We start from the raw sequence: 21,017 nt of genomic DNA on the forward strand, positions 1-21,017 counted from the left end.
GCTATTCGTTTGGGTCGAGCAAGACGTAGAGCTGATCGATCTTGCCTTCCCGGAAGATCGCAACGTCGGTTCCCGAAACGGGTGCCGGCTGCCCATTGCCATCGAGCGCTCGCCACCTCAGGCGTCCCAGACCATGATGGCCGACGGCGGGACCGGCAGGTGCGAAGGTCATGCCTTGGGGGAGCGTATCAAGAAGCGCGCCCACGGCCTTTGAAATCTCGTCGAGGCCGGTCACGACATGGCCGGCTTCATACAGGACGCCATCCGGCATCCAGAGCCGCTCAAGTGCGTCGCGCCGCGCGGCGGGATCGCGTTCGCTGAAGACCTGCTGCGCATTGGCGCGCAGGATCGCATCATAGTCGGGTTCGGCGGCTTCCTTCACCTCAACGCTCATAGGCCTTCCCTCCGTTGTGATCCGGCATTTCAGATCCGCCAGCTGGCTTGGCGGTTTCGTGCTGCCCTCCCTTGGACGGCAATAGGCGCCCCTCGAGTGCGCGAACGACGGTGAACGCCGAGATCAGCACGACGACGCCATTGGCGAAGACGAACACGATCGGGGCGACGACCGTCATCGCACCCGTATCGCCTTGGGCGACGAGACGCAGTGGAGCGGTCGCGAGAGCCGTGACGCCGAAGGTGAAGGCCCAATACGACGGCGTGAACCGTTCTTCCATGATCCAAGGCAGCAGCCTCAGGAGCACCAGACACTGCAGGAGACCGTAGCCGATCAGGGCGTGGGCGAAGAAGGTCGACTCGTCGGGCGCGACGCTGAGCAAGGCGACCGCACCAACGACCGGAGGCGCGAGTTGAATGCCGAGCGTCGGGCGTAACGCGCTCGCCATGCCTGGCTCGGTCAGCAAGCGATGAAGCAGGACGGATTCGATGGCGAGCCAGGAGAACAGCCCCGCGCCGAATGCGAGCTGCCCCCAATCGGCAAACCCGAGCACGGCTCCGACGGCCGCGGCGACGAAAGTGCCCGCGACGGTCGGCAGATACAGAACGGGCGTGGTGTGACTATGATCACGCCCGCCGAACCAGAGTCCGCCCGTGCGCCAAACCGCGAACCCAATGGTCGCGGCAAAGCCGACAATGTAGAGCGCGACGGCAAAGGCGTGCGCATGGGGCGCGGCGCCGCCAGCCACGAGCATGGTTGCGACGCCGATCAAGCCCACGAAGCAGCACTGGACGGGATGAGCAATCTCGGCCAGCGCCGCGTCGGGCGCGGCAAACCATTTCAGGACGTAAAGCACCAGCAAGACCGCCCACACGACCGCGGCGACAAGCATGATGACTTCACCGAAGGCCTCGGGAAGTCCCCATGCCTGATGGGCGGCGCGCCAGGTGCCACCAAGGCCCGCCAGGCCCAGCACGATGCCGAAGAACCCGGCCGGCACGATCGGGATTGATCGAAATGCCGTCATAGGAAACCTCGGTATCCGACTTTTGTGGGACGCTGTCGCTCGTGGGAAGTTCGCACCGGACTTATCCCTTCTGTTGATCCGAGGCGGGTGCCGGTGCGTTTCCCGGGCTATTTGCGAATGAAGGCGAGGATGTCGGCGTTGAGCTCGTCGGCCTGGGTCGCCAGCATTCCGTGCGGGTACCCCTTGTAGACCTTGAGCTCGCCTTGCTTCAGCAATTTGACCGACAGCAGCGCGGAATCCGCAATGGGGACGACCTGATCGTCATCGCCGTGCATGACGAGCACGGGCACGTCGATCCGCTTCAGGTCCTCCGTGAAGTCGGTCTCCGACCAGACCTTGATGCAGTCGTAATGCGGCTTGATCGCGCCTTCCATGCCCTGGCGCCACCAGTTCTGGACGGTGCCTTCTTGAATGGCTGCGCCCGGGCGGTTGAAGCCATAGAAGGGCCCCTTGGCGACGTCGAGGTAGAACTGGGCGCGATTGGCCGCAAGCCCCTTCCGGAAGCCGTCGAACACCTCCATGGGAAGGCCGCCGGGGTTCTTCTCCGACTTCAGCATGACCGGCGGAATCGCGCCCACCAGAACCGCCTTTGCCACCCGGCCCGGCTTCGCCCCCGCGACGTACCGCGTTGCTTCGCCGCCGCCGGTCGAGTGTCCGATATGCACCGCGCCCTTCAGGTCGAGATGCTCGACGAGGGCGGTGACGTCCGCCGCATACGTGTCCATATCGGTGCCGCGTTCGGTCTGCGACGAGCGTCCGTGTCCGCGCCGGTCATGGGCAACCACCCGGAAGCCCTGCGACAGGAAAAACATCAGCTGCGGATCCCACTCGTCGGAGCTCAGCGGCCAACCATGATGGAACACGATGGGCTGCGCGTCCCGCGGGCCCCAGTCCTTGTAGAAGATCTCGGTTCCATCGCTAACCGTCAGGAAATCGGTCATTACTCTCTCCGATTGAGTATCACGCAAGCATAGAATCGCGCGCGGCAGCGGCTCGCGATCCCGTTAGATTTTGGTGGGGCCTAGGCGTGAATGGTGGAGCCGACGCGGTTCCGAAGTATTGGAGCTTGGCACCTTATTTGTACGTTGATGTCGCTTCGAGCCCGAGGGCGTCGCGGAAGGGTAGACTAGCCGCTGACGCGCTGGCATGAAATTGCACATGCGGATCTGCGCGGTCCTGACGGGTCCCGACAACGGCGCCTGACTATCCCAGATTGAACAGGATGCGACCCGAGATCCGATAATCGAAGGATGCTGCAATCGACATCGGCACGATGGGATGCTCGGCCGTCTCCTCGGAGGCCAGCGACCACTTGCGCCGAACCATCAGAGGGATCGATCTATGTCGAATATTGGTGCCGCCAGTGATCGCAAGCATGCCGCTCTCGACACGCCTTCCGACCTAGGGGCGAATGCCACCAAGGATATCGCGGCCGCTCTGACGGCGCTGCTCGCGGACGTGTTCGCGCTTTATTTCAAGACCAAGAATTTCCATTGGCATATGTCGGGCCGGCATTTCCGGGACTATCATCTCCTGCTCGACGAACAGGCCGCTCAGATTTTCGCTATGACGGACGAGATTGCCGAGCGTGCTCGTAAGATCGGCGGCACGACGCTGCGCTCCATCGGCCATGCGTCACGCCTCCAGCGCATCTCCGACAACGACGCGGACTTCGTCACGCCGGACGGCATGCTCGCCGAGCTGCGCGAGGACAACAAGCTGCTGATTGCCCTGATGCGCGAGACGCACGAGCTCTGCGACGAGCACAATGATGTGGCGAGCGCCAGCTTGCTGGAAAACTGGATCGACGAAGCCGAGCGCAGGCACTGGTTCCTGTTTGAAACCACCCGCCGAGACGGTTGAGTGCGTCGCAGGGCGCGCTGCATAGCGGGCCGTGGCGCACCAGCTGGCCCACCGATAGCTCGAGCGGACATAGGTCGTCACGACTGCTGAACGGTCCGGTGGCATGATGGCGCAATCGGGCGGTCGAGCCGTCGTGTAAGGCCTCTCCGCGATCGGGCCGAGGGCGCGACCACGCCGAGCGACGTCGGGGATCTACTCTTCGTCCCCGGCACCCGCGGTCATCCATTTGCGATGCTCGGCGAAGCGCTCGACGGCGAGATCGATGAAGCTGCGCACCTTGGTCGAGAGGTGATGGCGGTGTGGGTAGATGGCGTTGATCGCAAATTCCACCGGTCGGTGATCCGGCAGAAGCCGCACGAGCTCGCCGGACGCGATCTCGCCGGCGATCATGAAGCTCGGCGCCAGCATGATGCCTCGACCGCTCAAGGTCAGCGCGCGAAGGGTCTCCGCGCTGTTGGTCAGGACGTTGCCCGTGACTCGAACGGTCTCCGGCTTGCCGCCTGCCCCCTCGAAACGCCAATCATCGCCGTAAGGGTAGAACACGTATCGCAGGCAGTTGTGGTGCGCGAGGTCGGCAACTCGGGTGGGCGCGGGGTGTGCCTCGAGATAGGCCGGCGCGCAGGTCAGGATGTGGCGCCAAGGCGTCAGGCGCCGGGACACCAGGCTGGAATCCGGTGGCGACACGGTCCAGATCGCGAGATCGCGGTCATTTTCGATGAGGTCGACCATCCGGTCGCCAACGACCAGATCCAGCGAAACCGCCGGGTAAAGGGTCAGGAACTCGTCGATGACCGGCGCCAGGAACGGGACGATGTGCAAACTGGTGTGCAGCTTGAGCGTGCCGCGCGGCGTCGCGTGCAGAGCGCCCACCATTCGGTCCGCATCGTCAAGATCGATCAGAATCTGGCTGGAGCGCTCGTAATAGGTTTTGCCGACCTCGGTCAGGCTGACCTTGCGTGTCGTGCGGTTGAGCAGACGTGCACCGAGGCGATCCTCCAGCGCCTGGACATGGTTGCTCACCATCGTGACCGACATGTTGAGGCGCCGCGCTGCAGCGGAGAAGCCGCCGCATTCCACGACGCGGCCAAACGCAATCAGGCTGGTGAGCCTATCCATGAACTCTGCGGATTATCCGCCCCTGACAAATGATCCTTCCAATACTCCGGGAATTATCACACGCACGGCGACGCCGCATCCTTCCTGAGAGCAAGCGCCGCCGGCTGTGTGGCAGGAAGGAGCTCTGGTGGACGTCTCCATTCTCACGCCGCGGCGGCCCATCTCGCACGTTCGCAATCTGATGACGGCATCTCGCATCCACCGCTATGGGCCCCCAGGGGTCATTGATCTCGACGTCGTAGAGCGGCCCCATCCCGCCGAGGGCGAAGTCCTGGTTCGGGTGAAGGCCGCGGGCGTGAGTCTTTTGGATGCGTGGATCCGCGCGGGCAGGATTTCGCCGTCCGCGCCTTTGCCGTTGACCCTCGGCTCTGAGCTTGCCGGCGTCGTCGCGGCGGTGGGACCTGGCGTGGCGAATTTCACGCCTGGCGATGCCGTGTTTGGTGTCTCCAATCCCGGCTTTACCGGCGCCTGCGCCGAATACGCCGTCGCCTCGACCGCGATGATCGCCAAGCAGCCGGGGCGGCTCGATTTCATCGATGCGGCTTCCATCCCGGTGGTAGCGGTCTCTGCGTGGCAGGCGCTGTTCGACCATGCCGATCTCGCAGCCGGTCAGAGCGTTCTCATTCGTGGCGCCGCCAGCAATATCGGAGCGTTCGCTGTGCAGCTCGCGGCACGCGCGGGTTTGCGCGTGATCGCGACGGCGGACGATGGGGATACCGCTTATGTCCGCGGCCTCGGTGCCTCAGTCGTCATAAACGCGCGCAGCCCGCGCTTTGAGGAAGCGGCTCGCGACGTCGATGCCGTCGTCGATCTGGTCGGCGGCGGCGCGGGGCGCCGTTCTTTTTCCCTGCTGAAGCGTGGTGGCGTACTGGTATCGACGGTATCCGCACCCGATCAGGAAGAGGCCGCGCGCTACGGGGTCAGAGCGCTCTTCTTCGTCGCCGAGGTCACCACGGCGCGCCTCGCTCGCATTGCCGCGATGATCGACGCCGGCGAGCTTTCGACACATATCGGCGCCGTGCTCGCACTCGCCGGCGTGCGCGTTGCGCATGAGATGATGGAGGGAGCGCGGCCGCATCCCCGCGGAAAGATTGTCCTGCGGATCGGCACCTAGCGGTTCTGTTTCGACCTCGATCGTCGGCATTGTCTGAGATGCGCATTTTCACGCGACTGGTCGCGATGCAAGCCGCCGGATTATCCCGCCAGGCTTGATGATCCTTCTTCCGCTTCTCGGATTATCGCGACAGCTGCCGCGCCGCATCATCTGAAGGCATCAAAACCTGCCCGGTTTGAGACAGCCGACTCCTGGGTAGCAGTCGAGGAGATTCCGATGAACCAAAGCATCGACAAGGCTGCCTTGTTGAGGGAAGCAACCCCTGCGGCGCCTATCGTCCAACCTTTAAACGCAGCGCCCGGCCCGACTGAACCCCCCGCGACGGCGCCGGCTGCGGGCGGGCCACTGCGGAGACTGGCCATTCCGGTGGGCGGCCTGCTTGCCGTCTGCGGCCTGATAGCGCTCGCTGTCATCCGGTGGGACGCATGGCAGAGTTCGGCCAGTGTGCAGGCAACCGACAATGCGGTTATCCGCGCCGAACTGACGCGCCTCAGCGCTCGGGTCGCCGGCAACGTCCATCGCGTGCTGGTGCAGGACTTCCAATTGGTGCGGGCAGGCGACGTTCTGGTCGAGATCGCACCTGAGGACTACGAGGCGCAGGTGGCTCAGGCAGAGGCCGGCGTCGCAGTGGCTCGTGCCATTCGGGACAACCTGCACAACCAGATCGCATTGCAGCGCGCTGCCGTCACACAGTCTGAGGCGCAGGCCAAAGCAACGGAAGCGCGGGAGCAGCAAACGGTCCTCGAGCTGCAGCGGCAGCGGGCCCTGCTGGCCTCGACCTTCGGCACTCGCCAGCGGTTCGAGACAGCGACCGCCGATCACCAAGCCGCACAGGCGGCGGCCCAAGCGAGCCTTGCGGCGGTCGAAGCGCAGCGTCGCCAAATCGACGTGCTGGAAGGCCAGCGCGTGCAACGCGATGCTGAGGTGCAGGCGGCCGCGGCAGCTCTGCAAACCGCGCGCCTGAAGCTCGGCTATACCCGCGTCGTAGCGCCAGTGGATGGCGTGGTCGGCGAACGCCAGGTGCAGGCCGGCGACTATGTGACCGTCGGCAGCAACCTTATCGCCGTGGTGCCGCTGCCGGACGTGCATGTGGTCGCGAACTACAAGGAGACCCAACTGACCTATGTGGCGCCGGGCCAGCCGGTCGAGGTCGCGGTCGACATGTTTCCAGGCACGCCCCTGCGTGGTCATGTGGAGCGCCTTTCGCCGGCCAGCGGCGCGCAGTTCGCGCTGCTGCCGGCCGACAATGCCACCGGCAACTTCACGAAGGTCGTGCAGCGCATCCCCGTGCGCATCGCGTTCGAGCCGGGCCAGGAGCTGCTGGCGCGTTTGCGGCCCGGCATGTCGGTCGTGACGCGCATCCACATCGGCCCGATTGCGGAGGCCGCGCGCCAGGAGCAGGCCGATGCAACCCGGTGAAGCCGGAGGCCGCGCCCCCATCCCTTCGCTCGCCGTCGCGGCCGTGCTGCTGGGCTGCTTCATCGCGGGCTTCCACACTCGCCTGTTCGGCATCGGTCTGCCGGATTTGCGTGGCGCCATGGGCCTCGATCCGGATGAGGGGGCATGGCTCTCGACGGTGGCGATGGCGCCGCAAATGCTCGTGGCGCCGGCGATCCCTTGGCTGGTCGCGGTGTTCGGTCTGCGCCGGATGCTGATCGGTCCCGCCCTGGTTTACGCCGCTGTCTCGCTGCTGATCCCCCTGACCCGCGACTATCCCACGTTGTTGGTCTTGCATGCGCTGCACGGTGCTCTCCTCGGCGCTTTCGTCCCGGCGGCACTGATGATCATCTTCCGGAGCCTGCCGATGCGGTTTTGGACCGCCGGCGTCGCGATCTACGTGTTGCGCGCCGGCTTCACGCTGAACGCTGGCGTATTTTTGACTGGCTTCTACACCCAGCAACTCGGCTGGGAATGGCTCTATTGGCAGGATGTCGTGCTCGCCCCGATCATGGCGTTGCTGACCTGGCTCGGCGCGCCGCGTGTCAAAGTCGATCGAGCCCTCCTCGCGAAGGCCGACTGGGGCGGCATGATCCTGTTCGGCGTTGGACTCACGATGGTCTATGTCGCGCTCGATCAGGGCAACCGGCTCGACTGGCTGAATTCTGGTGTCGTCGTATCGCTGCTGGTGGGCGGCGCGGTCCTCTTCGCCGGCTTCTTGCTCAACGAAGCGGTCGTGGCGGACCCCTGGGCGAGCACCCGGGTCTTGATGTCCCGCAATATCGCCTTGCTGCTCGCGACCTCCTTCTGTTTCACCTTCGTCGGCACATCGAACGGCTTGGTTCTGCCGAACTTTCTCACCGTCGTGCGGCAATTGCGACCCGAACAGACCGGCGAACTGCTGTTGCTGTCCGTGGCCCTGCCCATGGTCGTGCTGATGCCGCTGGCATTGATTGTGTTGAAGCGGGTCGATGCGCGGGCGGTGTTGATGTCGGGCCTGGCCAGTTTCGCACTGGCTGCCTGGCTTGCCACAGGCATGACGCACGACTGGGCGCCCGGCAATTTCGTGGCGGTCGCCCTATTGCAGGCGTTCGGTCAATCCTTCGGCTTTCTCGCCCTCGTCCTCTATGGGCTCGCCAATTCAGACCCCGCAAAGGCAACCTCCTTCGTCGCCTACATCCAGATCATACGGCTGCTCGGCACCGAGAACGGGTCAAGCTTGCTCGGCACCTTCGTACGGGTGCGGGAACAGGTGCATTCGAACCTGATTGGACTACATCTCGAAGCTGGTGACGGGGCGGTGGCGCAGGCTCTGGCCGGCCTCTCCTCGATGTACGCAAGCCATGGTGCAGCAGCTGCGCACGGTCGCGCGCTCGGCACTCTTGCTGCAATGGTCCAGCGGGAGGCCTATACCCTGGCGCATATCGACGCCTTCCGTCTGGCCTTCTGGGTTGCCATCGTCGGCATGGTCCTCGTGGCCTGCATGGGCCGCGCCAAACCCGGGCCTTTTACGCACCGGCAAATTGGGTAGCTCTCTCGCCGGCGCGACCACCACGCTCGGAGCAAGGTCCCCTTTCGCGGCCGGGTCAGGCGCGCGGAGCCCCTCAACCTTGGCGGCCGCCGCCGTGCAACATGGCGAGCAGGCCATATGGATTCGATCGATCAAGGGGGCGTCGACCGCGGCCCCGTCTCACGGATGCTTCGGCCGCTCCCCGCGGAACAGCGCGAAAGCGAAGATTCCGATCAGCAGCTCAACGCCGGCAAAGATGGCGAAGGCGGTGACGAAGCCGAAGGTGAGCAACGCGCCGAAGGCAAGACTGCCGAGGCCAAAGCCCACGAAGAGGGTGAAGACATTCAGACCCATGGCTTGGCCGGCGCGCTTGCCGCCGAGCGTTGTGACGATTCCCCCAAAGAGAGGCTGGGTCATGTCGTAGCCGAGGGAGAGCAGTATGGCGACAAGCGGAATGGCGACTGCGGGAAGCGGCAAGGTCAGAAGCGCCGCGGCGCCCGCGCCGATCAACAGGCCGGCGGGGATAAGTCGTGCTCGGCCCCACCGATCCGCAACGGCGCCGATGGCCGGTCCCAGCAGGAAACCCGGCACGCCGTAGCCCAGAAGTGCGAGGCCGATGCCGGTCGGATCGAGATGATGCACTTGCTCCAGATAGAGACCGAGCCAGGTGAAGACGCCGGAGTGAAAGATCGAATTGATCAAGACGTAAGCATAGGTGCGCCGCGCCCGCGATGGTCCGAGCAATTCCCGGTAACCCGCGACGACATCTCGGACCGATCCCATGACCGGCTGTGCTGCCGTGGCGATAAAATCGCGACGGGGAAACAGCATCAGAAGGAGAGCGAAACCTGCCGCACCAACCACGAGAAACAGTCCCTGCCAGGAGAGGTGTGGCTCGAGCAGGGAGCCGAGCGGCGAGCCGAACGCCATGCCGCCGGCCATCGCGCCGAAGAGCCAGCCGAGTGCCTTGCCGCGCTGCTCGAACACATAGAGCCGTCCGACCAGTGCCAGGGCGAGAGGCACCACGCCGCTCGCCCCGATGCCGGTGGCAATTCGAAATAGCAGGAGCTGCTCGGCAGTCTGTGCGGTCGCCGTCAGGATGGACAAGGCCGAGAACGCCGCCAGCGACGCCAGCATCACCCGGTGGATGCCAATCCGGTCGGCGAGAACACCATAGACGAGCACAGCGATCCCGTACGGGATCAAATAGGCCGGCACGATCAATCCGGTGAATTGCTCCGAGGTGTGAAGCACCTTCGACAGCTGCGGAATGATCGGCGCGACCATGTAGCCTTGGAAGAAAACGACGAAGGTCGCCGCTACCAGGAGACGGAGAAGGCTTCTGCGTTCGCTCTCGAGCGCAGTCACCGAATGGGTCGAGGCCAGAGGCTTCATCTACTTATCGCAATCTCGATGGGGCCCCGTCGAGCCGACGCGCTGAGAGGCTGAGGAGGATCATGACGACAGGGGCGGAGCCGTCGCCAGGGTCGGTGACGGACGCGGGCACGCAGCAAGATCGCAAACTCACCCTTCAGTCCGGGCTGGAACGACCCCACGAGGAGCTGGCCTAGGCAGCACTATCCATGCGACCGAGATTCGCTTCTTGAAAGCTCGCGCTCGCTTTGGACGTTCGTGTCGTGGAAGAGCCCTCGATGTGATGGAGATCTCGGCGCTCGACCTGTCGTCGGCACCAAAGAGCAAAGAGCGAGAGGCCCATCATCGCAGAATCTTGTTGCGCAAGGCGATAGCGATGGCGTGTCCCTTCGTGACGGCCCCGAGCTTCTCTCGGATCGCCTGAAGATGTTTGGTGACCGTCGGGCGTGAAATCCCGAGTATTATCGCGATCTCCCAGTCGGTTTTTCCTTCGGAGGCCCATTGGAGACACTCGTATTCGCGGACCGTCAAACTGCCGAGGGATCGCTTTCGAACGAAGGTGTGCTGAAGCGCGCGGCCGATCGCATAGCTCGCGAGAAACCCCAAGGCGGAGGTCGCGGCTGGGTCCAGGGACGCGCGATCTCCGCCGAAGGAAATCGCCGCAAGTCCATTTCCGAGCAATGCAATGGGAACGACATACCCCGCCCGCAGTCCGAATTCGCTTGCTTCGCCGCGAATGAGGCTGACGTCGTCGGTCCGCTCGCAGGAGCCATAAGCGTCCTCCCATGAAAACGGCACGCGCTCATGTTGAAGGCGATGGAAGATGGGATCGCGGAAGAGATATCCGCGACCATTGTAGCGCTCGGCCCAACCCGCCGGGAGGCGCTGAAACAACGTCCTTTCGCGGACATTCGCCGGCGCCATGGGCGCGGAGGGAACGAGCCCACCGAAGACGCAAGTCAGGCCGAAATCACGAGCTACATCGACGAGGCAGTCCTCGACATCGATCAGGCCGCTTGATCGTTCAATCTCCTCAATGACGCGCCAAGTGCGCTCGAGAGCCCTTTCCAATGCTTTGTTCCATCTCAGCGCAAAGGCATCACTCCGGTCGGCGAAAGAGCGCCGCGCAATCGGACACACGCCTGTGCTGTGGAGCGGTTTCGACCAGGGGCGGCGACGGATTCGGCTTTTTGGATCCGTCCATGGCGGCGCTCCCGAGGGCGCCCTGCCCGCCTGGCGTTCGAATTCCTATCGGGTCCATGCGTGCGGTCGGGGTAGGCGCCCGCCTTCGGTGAGGCCCACCCCGCGATAGATCCGTCGGCGCTATCAGCTCTGGAACGCCCACTCAGCGGCTTGCCAACGCAGCGTTCCTCTGTCGGAAACGAGGCGACCGAGCCCGGGGAAGGCCATATGCGTCGCCGCGAGCAGCGCCCGTTCCGATGCCGCGCGCGGGTAGAAGCGGTCCCGCATGGCTTTCGCCGCCGCCCGGTCCTGCTCGAACAGGAAGTACACGTCGGTCCCCTCCGGATGGACCACCGGAAACACCATGTCCGAGACCATGATCAGGCTCTGTCCGGCATCTTCGATGCGCACGCCGATATGGCCCGGTGTATGCCCGGTCAGATCCACGATGGAGACGCCGCGCGTGATCTCCCGCTCGCCGTCGATCGCCTGAAGCCGCGGATAGAGCCGAACCACGTCGGAAGATAGCTTGAAGCTGTTCTGAAGATAATCGGGGGCCGCGTTGCGTTTACCGGCATCCGTCCAATGAGCGACGTCGCGACGGTCGACATAGAGTTCAGCATTGGGGAAGTTGTTCTGTCCGCCCACCACGAGCCCGCCAATGTGGTCCTGATGCATATGCGTGACGATGATGGCATTGATCTGATCGCGTCGAAGACCAAGCGCCGCGAGTGATTTCGGGAGCATGCCGGACTGCCCGAGTGATCCGGCCGGACCGGTATCGATCAGAATCCGGCGCTCACCGTCATCGATGAGATACTGGTTGAACAGAAATCGGACCCCGCTCGGCCGACCGACGAACTGCGCCTTTGCAGCCTGTTCGACCTGCTCGGGCGTGCGCCCGGGGAAGTAGTTGTACGGCATGTCCGTATACCCGTCCGCCAAGGCGGTGACGGTGAACCGACCGAGTTTGATCTGAGCCAGAGGGGCGACGGGGGCAACGGGCGTCACCGCGCTTTCGGCAGCAGCGCTGCCCGCCCCGGCGACGAGAGACAGAGTGCTTGCGCCGATGACGCTGAGTGGGAGGCCGAGCGCAAAGGCGCGGCGAGATGGGTCGCTCATGGCTTGTTCCTTTTGATCCAGGGCGAGCCTGCGGCGATGTCGCCCATCAGCCGTGCACACCCACACGTCATGTTAGAGCTTCCACACGCGGACAAATATTGTGGGAATTTGAGAGCTATTCTCTCAAATCTGGAAAGATGACGCGGACCAAGCGACGGCGACCGCCGGCCGGGCATTCGCATGCGTAAGCTCCGGATCAGAAGCCATCGTTCGCGCGAACATGCGCGGTTCGTCGCATGCGCTGCGCCCCGGAGAACACCGAGGTCCAATTGAAGCACGAGGCTTCAAGAAAGAGGGATTTGAACGCGACATAAGTAAAGCCTGATGCCTCAATGGTCAGGGCCGGATGAACAGGCTATTCACACGACTGCCGGCCGCGCATTTATCTGGCCCCTGCGAGCGGCGTGCGCGCGGCCTCGTCACGAGAGGCACATCGAAAAGGGCGCAGCGGCTCGCGCCGGCGTTCCATGGCGGCGCCTGTCGTTGCTCCCGCATTCTCGGCGAAGCCATATGCGCCGCCTCTCCTGCGATGTCTCGATGACCGTAATCGAAACATCGGAAGGGGCGGAGTTTTCCGCAGCACCTGCGCCCGGCCATCACGGCCGTCCGCCACGGAGCGCGCACTGCCAAGGCAGTAACAGCTCAGCGCGGCGTGCCCCGCCGAGGCACCCCCTTCCGGCGATGGAAGAGCCTCCTCAGGGCGCCAGCGTCCGTTATTCCTCTGACAGGAATAATCCCTTCCTCATTTCACCGATTAATCGAATCCGCTGAAAGGATACTGCTGATCGCGAAGGCAAAAGCCCTCCCCAGCGCCCTCCCAAAAAGGAAGTCAGACCATGAATCGATTTGCTCTCTCGTTGTTGCTTGCCGGAGCTGCCGGTGCCGCTGCGCTCAACCTGGCGCCGATCGCGGCTCATGCCGCCCCGCCGGCCGTGACGGCAAAGGCGCCGGCGACGGTTCACTATCGCAGCGCCACGATCGACGGAGTGAAGATGTTCTACCGCGAGGCCGGCCCGACCAATGGCCCGGTGGTCCTGCTCCTGCATGGTTTCCCGACATCCTCGCATATGTTCCGCAACCTGATCCCACTGCTCGCCGATCGTTACCGCGTCATCGCGCCTGACTATCCTGGCTTTGGCCAAAGCGATGCCCCCGACCACGCCAAGTTCGCCTACACGTTCGGGCACTATGCCGACATGGTCGACACGCTCATGGGGCAGCTCGGCGCCAAGAGCTATGCGATGTACGTGATGGATTACGGCGCTCCCGTCGGCTACCGGCTGGCCCTCAAGCATCCGGAGCGCGTGACGGGGCTGATCGTCCAGAACGGCAACGCCTATGACGAAGGCCTCCGTGAGTTCTGGAACCCGATCAAGACCTACTGGGCCGATGGCACGACAAAGAGCCGCGAGGCGCTCTCGGGCCTGGTCGCTCTGGAGACGACCAAGTTCCAGTACACCGACGGCGTCAAGGACCTCTCGCGCATCAGCCCCGATAACTGGGTGATCGACCAGGCGGGTCTCGATCGGCCCGGCAACAAGGATATCCAGCTGGACCTGTTCTACGACTACCGCACGAACGTTCCGCTCTATCCGCAGTTCCAGGCGTTCTTCCGCGAGCGCAAGCCGCCGACGCTGATCGTGTGGGGCAAGAACGACAAGATTTTCCCCGAGGAAGGCGCGCATCCCTATAAGCGCGATCTTCCGAATGCCGAGGTCCACATCCTCGACACGGGCCACTTCGCGCTCGAAGACAAGCTCGACGAAATGGCCCCCCTGATCCGCAGCTTCCTCGATCGAAAAGTCGCCAAACGCTGACCGTGTCGATCGGCCTCAGCCGCTGGAGCGAGCGACGATCGACCGGTCGAGCACCGCAGGTCGCCGCTCGCGCCCGCCTGAGGGGAAGCGCACCTCCCTGGGTCTCAGAGAAAGCTCGGTCCGTGGCGGGCGCCCCTCGTGATGAGCATCACCAAGCGGCCGGCCTCGCCTCGATTTGGGTGGGGCCGGTTCTGCGGGCTCCTGGCGGCCGGGCTCGGGCAACGATCAACGTCATCGCAATCTCGAAAGCACCCGAACAGGAGCTTTGGAATGAGTGAGCCTAGCTATCCCGTCGGACTTGTCGTCGAGGTCGCATATCCGATGTTCAGCGTGACGCTCCACCTCGAGGCGATCGACAGGATCCGCTTCGTGATCGCGGATGGTCCGTTCGCTCGCGAGGAGACCGTCGAGACACAGGTCGTCGACCTCGGAAACAACCTCTTCGCGGTGAGTTGGCAGGAGGCCGACCGCGCAACCGTGGTGAACGTGCAGAACTTCGACGCGGGCATCGTGAACTCTTACGCGACGCTGCCTGACGGAACGCTTCTGCGGAACGAAGGGAAAATGACGGTCCGCAGAAATGCTGGCGCGATAGGTGATCACTCGCCTCACCGGAACAAGGCGCTTGTGATCGACGCCATGACCTCGCTCTTTCAGCGCCATGACGCAGGTTCGGTCGAGCGGCTCTACGCAGCTGACTACCGACAGCACAATCCAATGATCCCTCAGGGTCGGGAAGCTCTCCGTGCGATCGTCGAGAACCTCGACAAGTCCGTCTTCTACGAGCCCGGCATCGTTCTGGCGCAGGGAGACATGGTCGCGATCCATGGCCGAATTCGCGGCTGGGCGCCCGCCCCGCAGATCGTCGTCGACCTATTTCGGATCCAGGACGGAAAGCTCGCCGAGCATTGGGATGTCCTGCAGCAGGAGGTTGGCAGTGCTTCCGGCGCGATGTTCGACCCTGCAGAAGGCAAGTGACGCGACGTAAAACCTACAGCGGAGATATGATGATGGCGAAAGTTCTGGTCCTCTACTATTCCTCCTACGGCCATATCGAAGCGATGGCGAAGGCGGTGGCGGAAGGCGCCATCTCCGCAGGCGCACAGGTGGACATCAAGCGCGTGCCCGAGACCGCGCCGGCCGAAGTCGCGAAGGCCGCCCATTTCAAGCTCGACCAGGACGCTCCCGTCGCCGCAATCGCGGAATTGGCCGACTATGACGCGATCATCGTCGGCACCGGCACGCGCTTTGGCAGGATGTCGAGCCAGATGGCGGCCTTTCTCGATCAGGCCGGAGGGCTTTGGGCGCGCGGCGCGCTGCACGGCAAAGTCGGCGGAGCCTTCACGTCCAGTGCGACCCAGCATGGTGGTCAGGAAACCACCCTGTTCTCGATCATCACCAATCTGCTGCATTTCGGCATGGTGATCATCGGCCTGGACTACGGCCACGCCGGCCAGATGAAGCTCGACGATGTGGTGGGGGGCGCGCCGTACGGGGCGACGACGATCTCGGGCTCGGATGGCAGCCGCATGCCGAGCCAGGAGGAACTCGAGGGCGCCCGCTACCAGGGTCGCCGCATCGCTGAAACGACCATCAAGCTGCACGGCTAACATTCGGCCGACAGCTCCCGAACGAGGGAAAGATGACGTTCGGCACGACGCCGCGAAGGACACATCAGCCCTCGCCTCTCCGCCTTCCGAACGTCGGCACGATCGTCACCAGGTTTTGAACCGACACATGCACGGCAGCGATCGGCGCACACGCCACCCGCGGGCGGGCGGAATGCGCTCGATGGTTCCAATCGCGGGGGCCCGAAGGTGTCGGGGAACTCCGTCAGATCTCGTGAGCGTTCACGAGCTCCCGGACCTTGTTCAGCGTGGCGTCGATCGCGGCGATGTAACTCTCGCGCATGCTTTCGCCCTTCGCTCGCTCTTCCGGGGAACCGGGTTCGGTCCCGGGGAAGGGCAGGCCGAAGGTGAAGGTGAGCAGCAAGCCGCGCTCGCTTTCGCTGATGGTGTTCTCGATGAACCCACCGCTTCCCACCCGTTCGAACTGGACCTGGACCGGCGCATAGAAGGTGATGAGCTCGGTGAAGTCGCCGCCCGGCACCGTGATCTCGCGCAGCAAGGTGTTGCCCTTGCGCTCGATCACCTCGCAGCGAGTCATGCCGGGGACGAAAGGCACTGCATTTTCTGCCTTCATCTCCAGCCCCTTCCAGACCTGCTCGGCGGTGAGCGCGGGTGAGACGCCATCGGGATTTACTTCGACGGCAAAAGAGAGCGTGTACATGCTGAAGCTTCCTGTCAGCGACGAGAGGCTCCGGGCCTCGAACGCCGCGCCTGCCTTATCGAACGGCCCGCCGAAACGGCGGACCGTATCAACCGCAATCTGGTCGCCGTGGCGGCCCGCACAATCGCTGCGGGCCCGGTTTCCACGTCATCGAGCGACACGGCCAGCGCCGTGCGCCTCACTTCTGCCCCTTCGCGGCGAAGAACGCAGTCGTGTTGTTGCCCGCGAACGGCAGATAGTCGCCCATCAACTTGCCATGCGCCAGGCCGGTCTCGGAGCGCCAGTCGTGCAGCAGCTCGGCGCCGACGCCGACCCAGGTCATAGGCACGACGCCCGCCTGGACCATACGAGCGATCGCAGCATCTTCGACCAGCTTGCTCCAGGTACCCGATGCGTCAAGGACCGCGTACACATCATAGCCCTCGGCCTTGGCCGACAGCGACGCGAACGCAAGGCACACCTCCGTCGAGATGCCGGCGATGAGCAGCTTCTTGCGGCCGGTCTTCTTCACCGCGGCAGCGAAGTCGGCATTGTCGAAGGCGTTGATCTCGCCCGGGCGGTGGACGATCGTCGCGTCCGGGAGACCCTGTTCGACCGCCGGCATGATGGGGCCGTTCGGGCCGTCGTGCGCGCTCGTGGTGACGACGGTCGGCAGCTTGTAGATCTGTGCGATCGTCACGAGCGCTTTGACGTTGTTCAGGAAGTCCACCGGGGTCTGCGTGGTCACGCCGTTGGCAAGCCCGGTCTGGTGGTCGACGAAGAGAACTGCAGCATTGCTGGCTGTGAGACGATCGTAGGACATGATCTGATCTTTCCGAGTGGGGGTGAGCAATTCGAAGCCGAAGTTGTTCGGCCCCACAGAGATGCCGTCCTCTAGCTCTCATCACTAGCTGCATTGAGTGGCATTCACCGTTCCTGTTTGCGGAACGTTGATCAGCGAGGTGCAATTCGGGGTCGAGGCCCAGATGATTATTCCGACGAACGCAATGATGAAGTGTCGAGGTCAATCATTCTCGTCGCACGAACGATAGAGCAGTTTGGAGGTGCGGAACGGGAATTGGCCCGTCCACAACGCCACAGGAACTGAAAATGAAGCTCTATCATCACCCCCTGTCGGGCCATTCTCATCGTGCTCGTCTGTTCGTGTCGCTCCTCGGCCTGCCCCATGACCTGGTCGAGGTCGACCTGAAGGCCGGCGCGCACAAGGCTCCCGAATTCCTCAATCTCAACCCCTTCGGGCAAGTGCCGGTCCTGCAGGACGATGACGTGGTCGTCTCGGATTCGAACGCGATCCTGGTCTATCTCGCCAAGAAGGCGGGCCGGGCGGACTGGCTGCCGGAAGATCCGGCTGGCGCGGCCGCCGTGCAGCGCTGGCTCTCGGTGGCGGCCGGAGAGGTGGCGTACGGCCCCGCGGCGGCCAGGCTCATCACGGTGTTCGGCGCGAAATACGATGCCGATGAGGTCATCGGCCGCGCCCATGTTCTGCTGAAGCGGCTCGAGGACCGGCTGGCGGCGCGCGACTGGCTCGTCGCCGACCATCCGACGATCGCGGATATCGCCATCTACAGCTACGTCGCCCGGGCGCCGGAGGGAAATGTCGACCTCGCGGGCTACCCCGCGGTCAACGCGTTCCTTCGCCGGGTCGAGGCACTCCCCGGTTTCGTTTCCTTCGTCCAGACGCCGGTCGGCCTCGCCGCCTGACGGGTCCCTTCCGGGCGCGCCAGCCGGCGCGCCCGCAACCACGTGCCAGATAGGACATCAAAAATGACCGCGACGCTGACGAAACTGTCGACCTGGCACGAGGGTGAGAAATTCATCCAGGAGAAGGTCGGTGTGGCCGAGCGGATGGAGATCGTCGGCCGCCGCGTGGTTCGCGACTACATGCCCGACCAACATCGGGACTTCTACGCGCAGCTCCCGTTCATCGTGCTCGGCAGCGTCGACGCCGCCGGTGATCCGTGGGCGACGCTGCTCGCCGGCAGGCCAGGCTTCATGACCTCACCGACGCCGACCGCGCTCGACATTGCCGCGCAGGCGGACCCCAGCGACCCGGCGAGCGCAGGCATGCGCGAGGGGGACCCCATCGGCCTTCTGGGAATCGAGATGCACACTCGGCGGCGCAATCGCATGAACGGCGTCGTCGCCTTGAACGATTCAGGAATTCGGGTCGACGTCGACCAGAGCTTCGGGAACTGCCCTCGCTATATCCAGCTGCGCGACTTCGACTTCGTGCGGGATCCCGCGCAGAGGTTTTCGGGCGTCGTTGAAGATCTGAGCGAGCTCGATCCGCCGGCACGCACCATGATCGAGGCGGCGGATGCGTTCTTCGTGGCGACATACGCCGACCGGGACGAGCGCCGGCAGGTCGATGTCTCGCATCGCGGCGGCAAGGCGGGTTTTGTCCGGATCGCGGAGGATGGCACCCTCACGGTGCCCGATTTCAACGGAAACCTCTTCTTCGCAACCCTTGGGAACATCCATCTCAACGGCAAGGCGGGGCTCGTCTTCGTCGACTACGAGACCGGCGACCTGCTGCAAATGACCGGTGATGTGCAGGTGATCCTGGACTCGCCGGAGATCGCCGCATTCCAAGGCGCCGAGAGACTATGGACCTTCCAGCCGCGCCGTATTCTGCGTCGCGCCGGCGCGCTGGCGTTGCGTTGGTCGTTCCGGACGGATGGCTGGTCCCCGAGTTCGCTCATGACGGGTGATTGGGACCAAGCTGCCGCCCGGCTCCACGCAGCCGAGCTCGCGACGCGCTGGCGGCCCTACAAAGTGACGAAGATCGTTGAGGAGAGCCCGTCGATCCGCTCGTTTCACCTTCAACCGGACGATGGGGCGGGCCTGCTTCCCCATGTCGCCGGTCAGCATCTCCCGATCCGCGTGACACCGACCGGCGCCGACAAAGCGGTCATCCGGACGTACACGCTGTCCGTGGCCCCTTCTGACGGTCTCTATCGCATCAGCGTCAAGCGCGAGGGGGCAGTCTCATGCCACCTTCACGACGAGGTTCGCGTGGGCGACGTGATCGAGGCGCGCGCGCCGGACGGTCAGTTCACGATCGACCCCTACGAGACCAGGCCGGCGGTCCTGATGGCCGGCGGCGTCGGGATCACCCCCTTGCTCGCGATGCTTCGTCACGTCGTCTACGAGGGGCTTCGCAAGCAGAAGATGCGGCCGATCATCCTCGTCCAGGCAGCACATTCGAAATCGGATCGGCCCTTCGATCGGGAGATCTCCGAGCTCGTGAACGCCGCGCAAGGAGCGGTGAAATGCGTTCGGGTTCTCAGCGATCCGAGCGGCGCCGAGGAGAGCATCGACTACGACGCCTCCGGCCGCATCGACATGGCCCTGCTGACGCGCTTCCTCCAATTCAACGACTATGACTTCTATCTCTGCGGGCCGCCGGCCTTCACGCAGGCCCTCTATGACGGGTTGCGGAGCTACAGCGTCACCGACAAGCGGATCCACGCCGAAGCGTTCGGACCCTCGTCCTTGAAGCGCACGGCTGATGTCGGGGCCGCTCCACCCGTTCGCACTCCGCCTTCGGCCAAGCCGGTGCCTGTGGTCTTCATGGACTCGCTGAAGGAAGCGCGCTGGACGCCGGACTCCGGCACATTGCTCCAGCTTGCGGAAGCGCGCGGCCTGGAGCCCGAGTTCAGCTGCCGCGAGGGTACGTGCGGAACCTGCAGGACCAAGCTCCTGAAAGGTGACGTGACTTACGTGAAGGAGCCGACCGCGAGTGTCGCGGCGGATGAGGTGCTGCTCTGCTGCGCAGTGCCGGCCGAGCAAGCGTCAGACCAGGAAAACCGCATCCAGCTCGCGCTCTGAAACGCGTTCGAACACTCATTGATACGCTCATAACAATAGTCCCTTCCTCTTTATCAGCGTTCATCTTTAGGAGCGCCGGGATCATCTTGGGGGGGAAGAGAGCAGCCGCTCTCGCAACTGGAGACAAGACGATGTCCTACATTCCGACCCCTGCCACCATCGAAGAAGCTCCCGAGGCCTCGCGCGCGATCCTTGAAGGCGTGCAGAAGCAGCTCGGCCGCGTGCCGAATATCTTCCGGCTCGTCTCGAACAGCCCCGCTGCATTGAGCGGCTGGACCGCGCTGCAGGGCGCTCTCGGCAAGGGCAAGCTGCCCGCGGCCACGCGCGAGCGGATCGCGCTGGCGATGGCTGAGGCGAACGGCTGCGACTATTGCCTGTCCGCGCACACTTACACCGGCGGCAAGTTCGCCAAGCTGGACGAAAGCGAGATCGCGGCCAATCGCCGTGGGAGCTCGAACGATCCCAAGGCCGCCGCTGCCGTCGAATTCGCCAAGGCGCTCGTCGTCTCGCGCGGCGCCGTCGCAGCCCGTGAGATCGATGCGGTCCGGGCCGCAGGCTACAGCGACGCGGAGATCCTCGAGATCATCGCGCACGTCGCCCTCAACACGTTCACCAACTACGTCAATGAGGCACTCGGCACCGAGATCGATTTCCCCCGCATCGATCGCCTGGCCGCATGACGTCAGGGGCGGGCGGCACGCTCGTTCCGCGGCCGCCCGTTCCTCCCCCGATTGATGAGAAAGAGATCACCATGTTCCATCTGCCGCTTCCCTTCTTCGCCGCGCAGACCACCGTCGAGACAGTTCCTCTCGCGGAAGATGATCGGAATGTTCGCGCCCCCGCCAACATCGCCCTCGCTTCGCAGGATGCGCGCCCGCGGTGTCAAACGGCCTGCAAAGTTGCCCCCCGATCGGCGTCCAATGTTGACCCCTTGAGTATGC

At 64.1% G+C, this 21,017-nt stretch carries 20 protein-coding genes; 11 read left to right on the forward strand and 9 right to left on the reverse strand.

Annotation, left to right across the window (positions count from 1 at the left end):
- Position 1: 1 nt before the first annotated feature.
- The 3 genes from KHC19_RS05015 to KHC19_RS05025 all read right to left on the reverse strand — a co-directional run bounded on the left by KHC19_RS05015 (position 2) and on the right by KHC19_RS05025 (position 2,362).
- Positions 2-394: a nuclear transport factor 2 family protein gene (locus tag KHC19_RS05015; protein WP_213351157.1), complete on the reverse strand. Its 393-nt coding sequence runs from the start codon at positions 392-394 to the stop codon at positions 2-4.
- Positions 384-1,421, reverse strand: a complete 1,038-nt coding sequence (gene tehA, locus KHC19_RS05020) for a dicarboxylate transporter/tellurite-resistance protein TehA (RefSeq protein ID WP_213351159.1) — start codon at positions 1,419-1,421, stop codon at positions 384-386. The genes KHC19_RS05015 and tehA overlap by 11 nt, the downstream gene beginning before the upstream one ends.
- Positions 1,422-1,528: 107 nt before the next feature.
- Positions 1,529-2,362, reverse strand: a complete 834-nt coding sequence (locus KHC19_RS05025; protein ID WP_213351161.1) for an alpha/beta fold hydrolase — start codon at positions 2,360-2,362, stop codon at positions 1,529-1,531.
- Positions 2,363-2,762: 400 nt separating this feature from the next.
- Between KHC19_RS05025 and KHC19_RS05030 the strand changes: the two genes are divergently transcribed.
- Positions 2,763-3,284, forward strand: a complete 522-nt coding sequence (locus tag KHC19_RS05030) for a Dps family protein (protein ID WP_213351163.1) — start codon at positions 2,763-2,765, stop codon at positions 3,282-3,284.
- A gap of 192 nt (positions 3,285-3,476) precedes the next feature.
- Here the strand turns inward: KHC19_RS05030 and KHC19_RS05035 are convergent, their stop codons facing one another.
- Entirely contained in the window at positions 3,477-4,400 is a 924-nt protein-coding gene (locus KHC19_RS05035; RefSeq protein WP_213351165.1) for a LysR family transcriptional regulator, read from the reverse strand.
- Between the two features lie 127 nt (positions 4,401-4,527).
- Here KHC19_RS05035 and KHC19_RS05040 point away from each other — a divergent pair, with 127 nt between their 5' ends.
- The 3 genes from KHC19_RS05040 to KHC19_RS05050 all read left to right on the forward strand — a co-directional run bounded on the left by KHC19_RS05040 (position 4,528) and on the right by KHC19_RS05050 (position 8,482).
- Positions 4,528-5,514, forward strand: a complete 987-nt coding sequence (locus KHC19_RS05040) for an NADP-dependent oxidoreductase (protein ID WP_343207656.1) — start codon at positions 4,528-4,530, stop codon at positions 5,512-5,514.
- Between the two features lie 216 nt (positions 5,515-5,730).
- Positions 5,731-6,933 (forward strand): HlyD family secretion protein, encoded by a 1,203-nt coding sequence (locus tag KHC19_RS05045; protein WP_213351166.1) that lies wholly within the window; start codon positions 5,731-5,733, stop codon positions 6,931-6,933.
- Positions 6,920-8,482, forward strand: a complete 1,563-nt coding sequence (locus tag KHC19_RS05050) for an MFS transporter (protein WP_213351168.1) — start codon at positions 6,920-6,922, stop codon at positions 8,480-8,482. The genes KHC19_RS05045 and KHC19_RS05050 overlap by 14 nt, the downstream gene beginning before the upstream one ends.
- A 159-nt stretch (positions 8,483-8,641) precedes the next feature.
- Here KHC19_RS05050 and KHC19_RS05055 read toward each other — a convergent pair whose 3' ends face one another.
- The 3 genes from KHC19_RS05055 to KHC19_RS05065 form a co-directional block, all read right to left on the reverse strand.
- Complete coding sequence (locus tag KHC19_RS05055; RefSeq protein ID WP_213351170.1) at positions 8,642-9,856, reverse strand: MFS transporter; 1,215 nt, start codon at positions 9,854-9,856, stop codon at positions 8,642-8,644.
- Between the two features lie 321 nt (positions 9,857-10,177).
- On the reverse strand, positions 10,178-10,906 hold the full coding sequence (locus KHC19_RS05060) for a LuxR family transcriptional regulator (RefSeq protein ID WP_246548256.1): 729 nt from the start codon (positions 10,904-10,906) through the stop codon (positions 10,178-10,180).
- A 255-nt stretch (positions 10,907-11,161) separates the two neighbouring features.
- On the reverse strand, positions 11,162-12,139 hold the full coding sequence (locus KHC19_RS05065; protein WP_213351172.1) for an MBL fold metallo-hydrolase: 978 nt from the start codon (positions 12,137-12,139) through the stop codon (positions 11,162-11,164).
- Between the two features lie 836 nt (positions 12,140-12,975).
- On the opposite strand from KHC19_RS05065, the gene KHC19_RS05070 reads away from it, so the two are divergent.
- The 3 genes from KHC19_RS05070 (at position 12,976) to wrbA (ending at position 15,566) form a co-directional block, all read left to right on the forward strand.
- Positions 12,976-13,956, forward strand: a complete 981-nt coding sequence (locus KHC19_RS05070) for an alpha/beta fold hydrolase (RefSeq protein ID WP_213351174.1) — start codon at positions 12,976-12,978, stop codon at positions 13,954-13,956.
- 270 nt (positions 13,957-14,226) lie between these two features.
- Entirely contained in the window at positions 14,227-14,934 is a 708-nt protein-coding gene (locus KHC19_RS05075) for a nuclear transport factor 2 family protein (RefSeq protein ID WP_213351175.1), read from the forward strand.
- Positions 14,935-14,966: 32 nt separating this feature from the next.
- Positions 14,967-15,566, forward strand: coding sequence for an NAD(P)H:quinone oxidoreductase (gene wrbA / locus KHC19_RS05080; RefSeq protein ID WP_213351177.1), 600 nt, complete (start codon positions 14,967-14,969; stop codon positions 15,564-15,566).
- A gap of 223 nt (positions 15,567-15,789) precedes the next feature.
- Here the strand turns inward: wrbA and KHC19_RS05085 are convergent, their stop codons facing one another.
- The gene (locus KHC19_RS05085; RefSeq protein ID WP_213351179.1) at positions 15,790-16,245 is read right to left on the reverse strand and encodes an SRPBCC family protein; all 456 of its coding nucleotides are present in this window, start codon (positions 16,243-16,245) and stop codon (positions 15,790-15,792) included.
- 178 nt (positions 16,246-16,423) lie between these two features.
- Positions 16,424-17,047, reverse strand: a complete 624-nt coding sequence (locus KHC19_RS05090; RefSeq protein WP_213351180.1) for an isochorismatase family protein — start codon at positions 17,045-17,047, stop codon at positions 16,424-16,426.
- Between the two features lie 287 nt (positions 17,048-17,334).
- Here KHC19_RS05090 and KHC19_RS05095 point away from each other — a divergent pair, with 287 nt between their 5' ends.
- The 4 genes from KHC19_RS05095 to KHC19_RS05110 all read left to right on the forward strand — a co-directional run.
- Entirely contained in the window at positions 17,335-17,946 is a 612-nt protein-coding gene (locus tag KHC19_RS05095) for a glutathione S-transferase family protein (protein WP_213351182.1), read from the forward strand.
- Between the two features lie 63 nt (positions 17,947-18,009).
- Positions 18,010-20,076, forward strand: a complete 2,067-nt coding sequence (locus KHC19_RS05100) for a 2Fe-2S iron-sulfur cluster-binding protein (protein WP_213351184.1) — start codon at positions 18,010-18,012, stop codon at positions 20,074-20,076.
- A 131-nt stretch (positions 20,077-20,207) separates the two neighbouring features.
- A complete protein-coding gene (locus KHC19_RS05105) occupies positions 20,208-20,756 on the forward strand; it encodes a carboxymuconolactone decarboxylase family protein (RefSeq protein WP_213351186.1) in 549 nt (182 codons plus the stop codon).
- A gap of 71 nt (positions 20,757-20,827) precedes the next feature.
- On the forward strand, positions 20,828-21,017 hold a 190-nt coding region (locus tag KHC19_RS05110), incomplete at its 3' end, for a hypothetical protein (RefSeq protein WP_425514511.1).

Source organism: Ancylobacter oerskovii (assembly GCF_018390555.1).
Lineage (GTDB): Bacteria > Pseudomonadota > Alphaproteobacteria > Rhizobiales > Xanthobacteraceae > Ancylobacter > Ancylobacter oerskovii.

What these genes read in the sequence shown, in the direction of transcription:
- KHC19_RS05015 (WP_213351157.1), bottom strand. Translation starts at nt 394, where the DNA reads ATGAGCGTTGAGGTGAAGGAAGCCGCCGAACCCGACTATGATGCGATC.
- tehA (WP_213351159.1), bottom strand. Translation starts at nt 1,421, where the DNA reads ATGACGGCATTTCGATCAATCCCGATCGTGCCGGCCGGGTTCTTCGGC.
- KHC19_RS05025 (WP_213351161.1), bottom strand. Translation starts at nt 2,362, where the DNA reads ATGACCGATTTCCTGACGGTTAGCGATGGAACCGAGATCTTCTACAAG.
- KHC19_RS05030 (WP_213351163.1), top strand. Translation starts at nt 2,763, where the DNA reads ATGTCGAATATTGGTGCCGCCAGTGATCGCAAGCATGCCGCTCTCGAC.
- KHC19_RS05035 (WP_213351165.1), bottom strand. Translation starts at nt 4,400, where the DNA reads ATGGATAGGCTCACCAGCCTGATTGCGTTTGGCCGCGTCGTGGAATGC.
- KHC19_RS05045 (WP_213351166.1), top strand. Translation starts at nt 5,731, where the DNA reads ATGAACCAAAGCATCGACAAGGCTGCCTTGTTGAGGGAAGCAACCCCT.
- KHC19_RS05050 (WP_213351168.1), top strand. Translation starts at nt 6,920, where the DNA reads ATGCAACCCGGTGAAGCCGGAGGCCGCGCCCCCATCCCTTCGCTCGCC.
- KHC19_RS05055 (WP_213351170.1), bottom strand. Translation starts at nt 9,856, where the DNA reads ATGAAGCCTCTGGCCTCGACCCATTCGGTGACTGCGCTCGAGAGCGAA.
- KHC19_RS05065 (WP_213351172.1), bottom strand. Translation starts at nt 12,139, where the DNA reads ATGAGCGACCCATCTCGCCGCGCCTTTGCGCTCGGCCTCCCACTCAGC.
- KHC19_RS05070 (WP_213351174.1), top strand. Translation starts at nt 12,976, where the DNA reads ATGAATCGATTTGCTCTCTCGTTGTTGCTTGCCGGAGCTGCCGGTGCC.
- KHC19_RS05075 (WP_213351175.1), top strand. Translation starts at nt 14,227, where the DNA reads ATGAGTGAGCCTAGCTATCCCGTCGGACTTGTCGTCGAGGTCGCATAT.
- wrbA (WP_213351177.1), top strand. Translation starts at nt 14,967, where the DNA reads ATGGCGAAAGTTCTGGTCCTCTACTATTCCTCCTACGGCCATATCGAA.
- KHC19_RS05085 (WP_213351179.1), bottom strand. Translation starts at nt 16,245, where the DNA reads ATGTACACGCTCTCTTTTGCCGTCGAAGTAAATCCCGATGGCGTCTCA.
- KHC19_RS05090 (WP_213351180.1), bottom strand. Translation starts at nt 17,047, where the DNA reads ATGTCCTACGATCGTCTCACAGCCAGCAATGCTGCAGTTCTCTTCGTC.
- KHC19_RS05095 (WP_213351182.1), top strand. Translation starts at nt 17,335, where the DNA reads ATGAAGCTCTATCATCACCCCCTGTCGGGCCATTCTCATCGTGCTCGT.
- KHC19_RS05100 (WP_213351184.1), top strand. Translation starts at nt 18,010, where the DNA reads ATGACCGCGACGCTGACGAAACTGTCGACCTGGCACGAGGGTGAGAAA.
- KHC19_RS05105 (WP_213351186.1), top strand. Translation starts at nt 20,208, where the DNA reads ATGTCCTACATTCCGACCCCTGCCACCATCGAAGAAGCTCCCGAGGCC.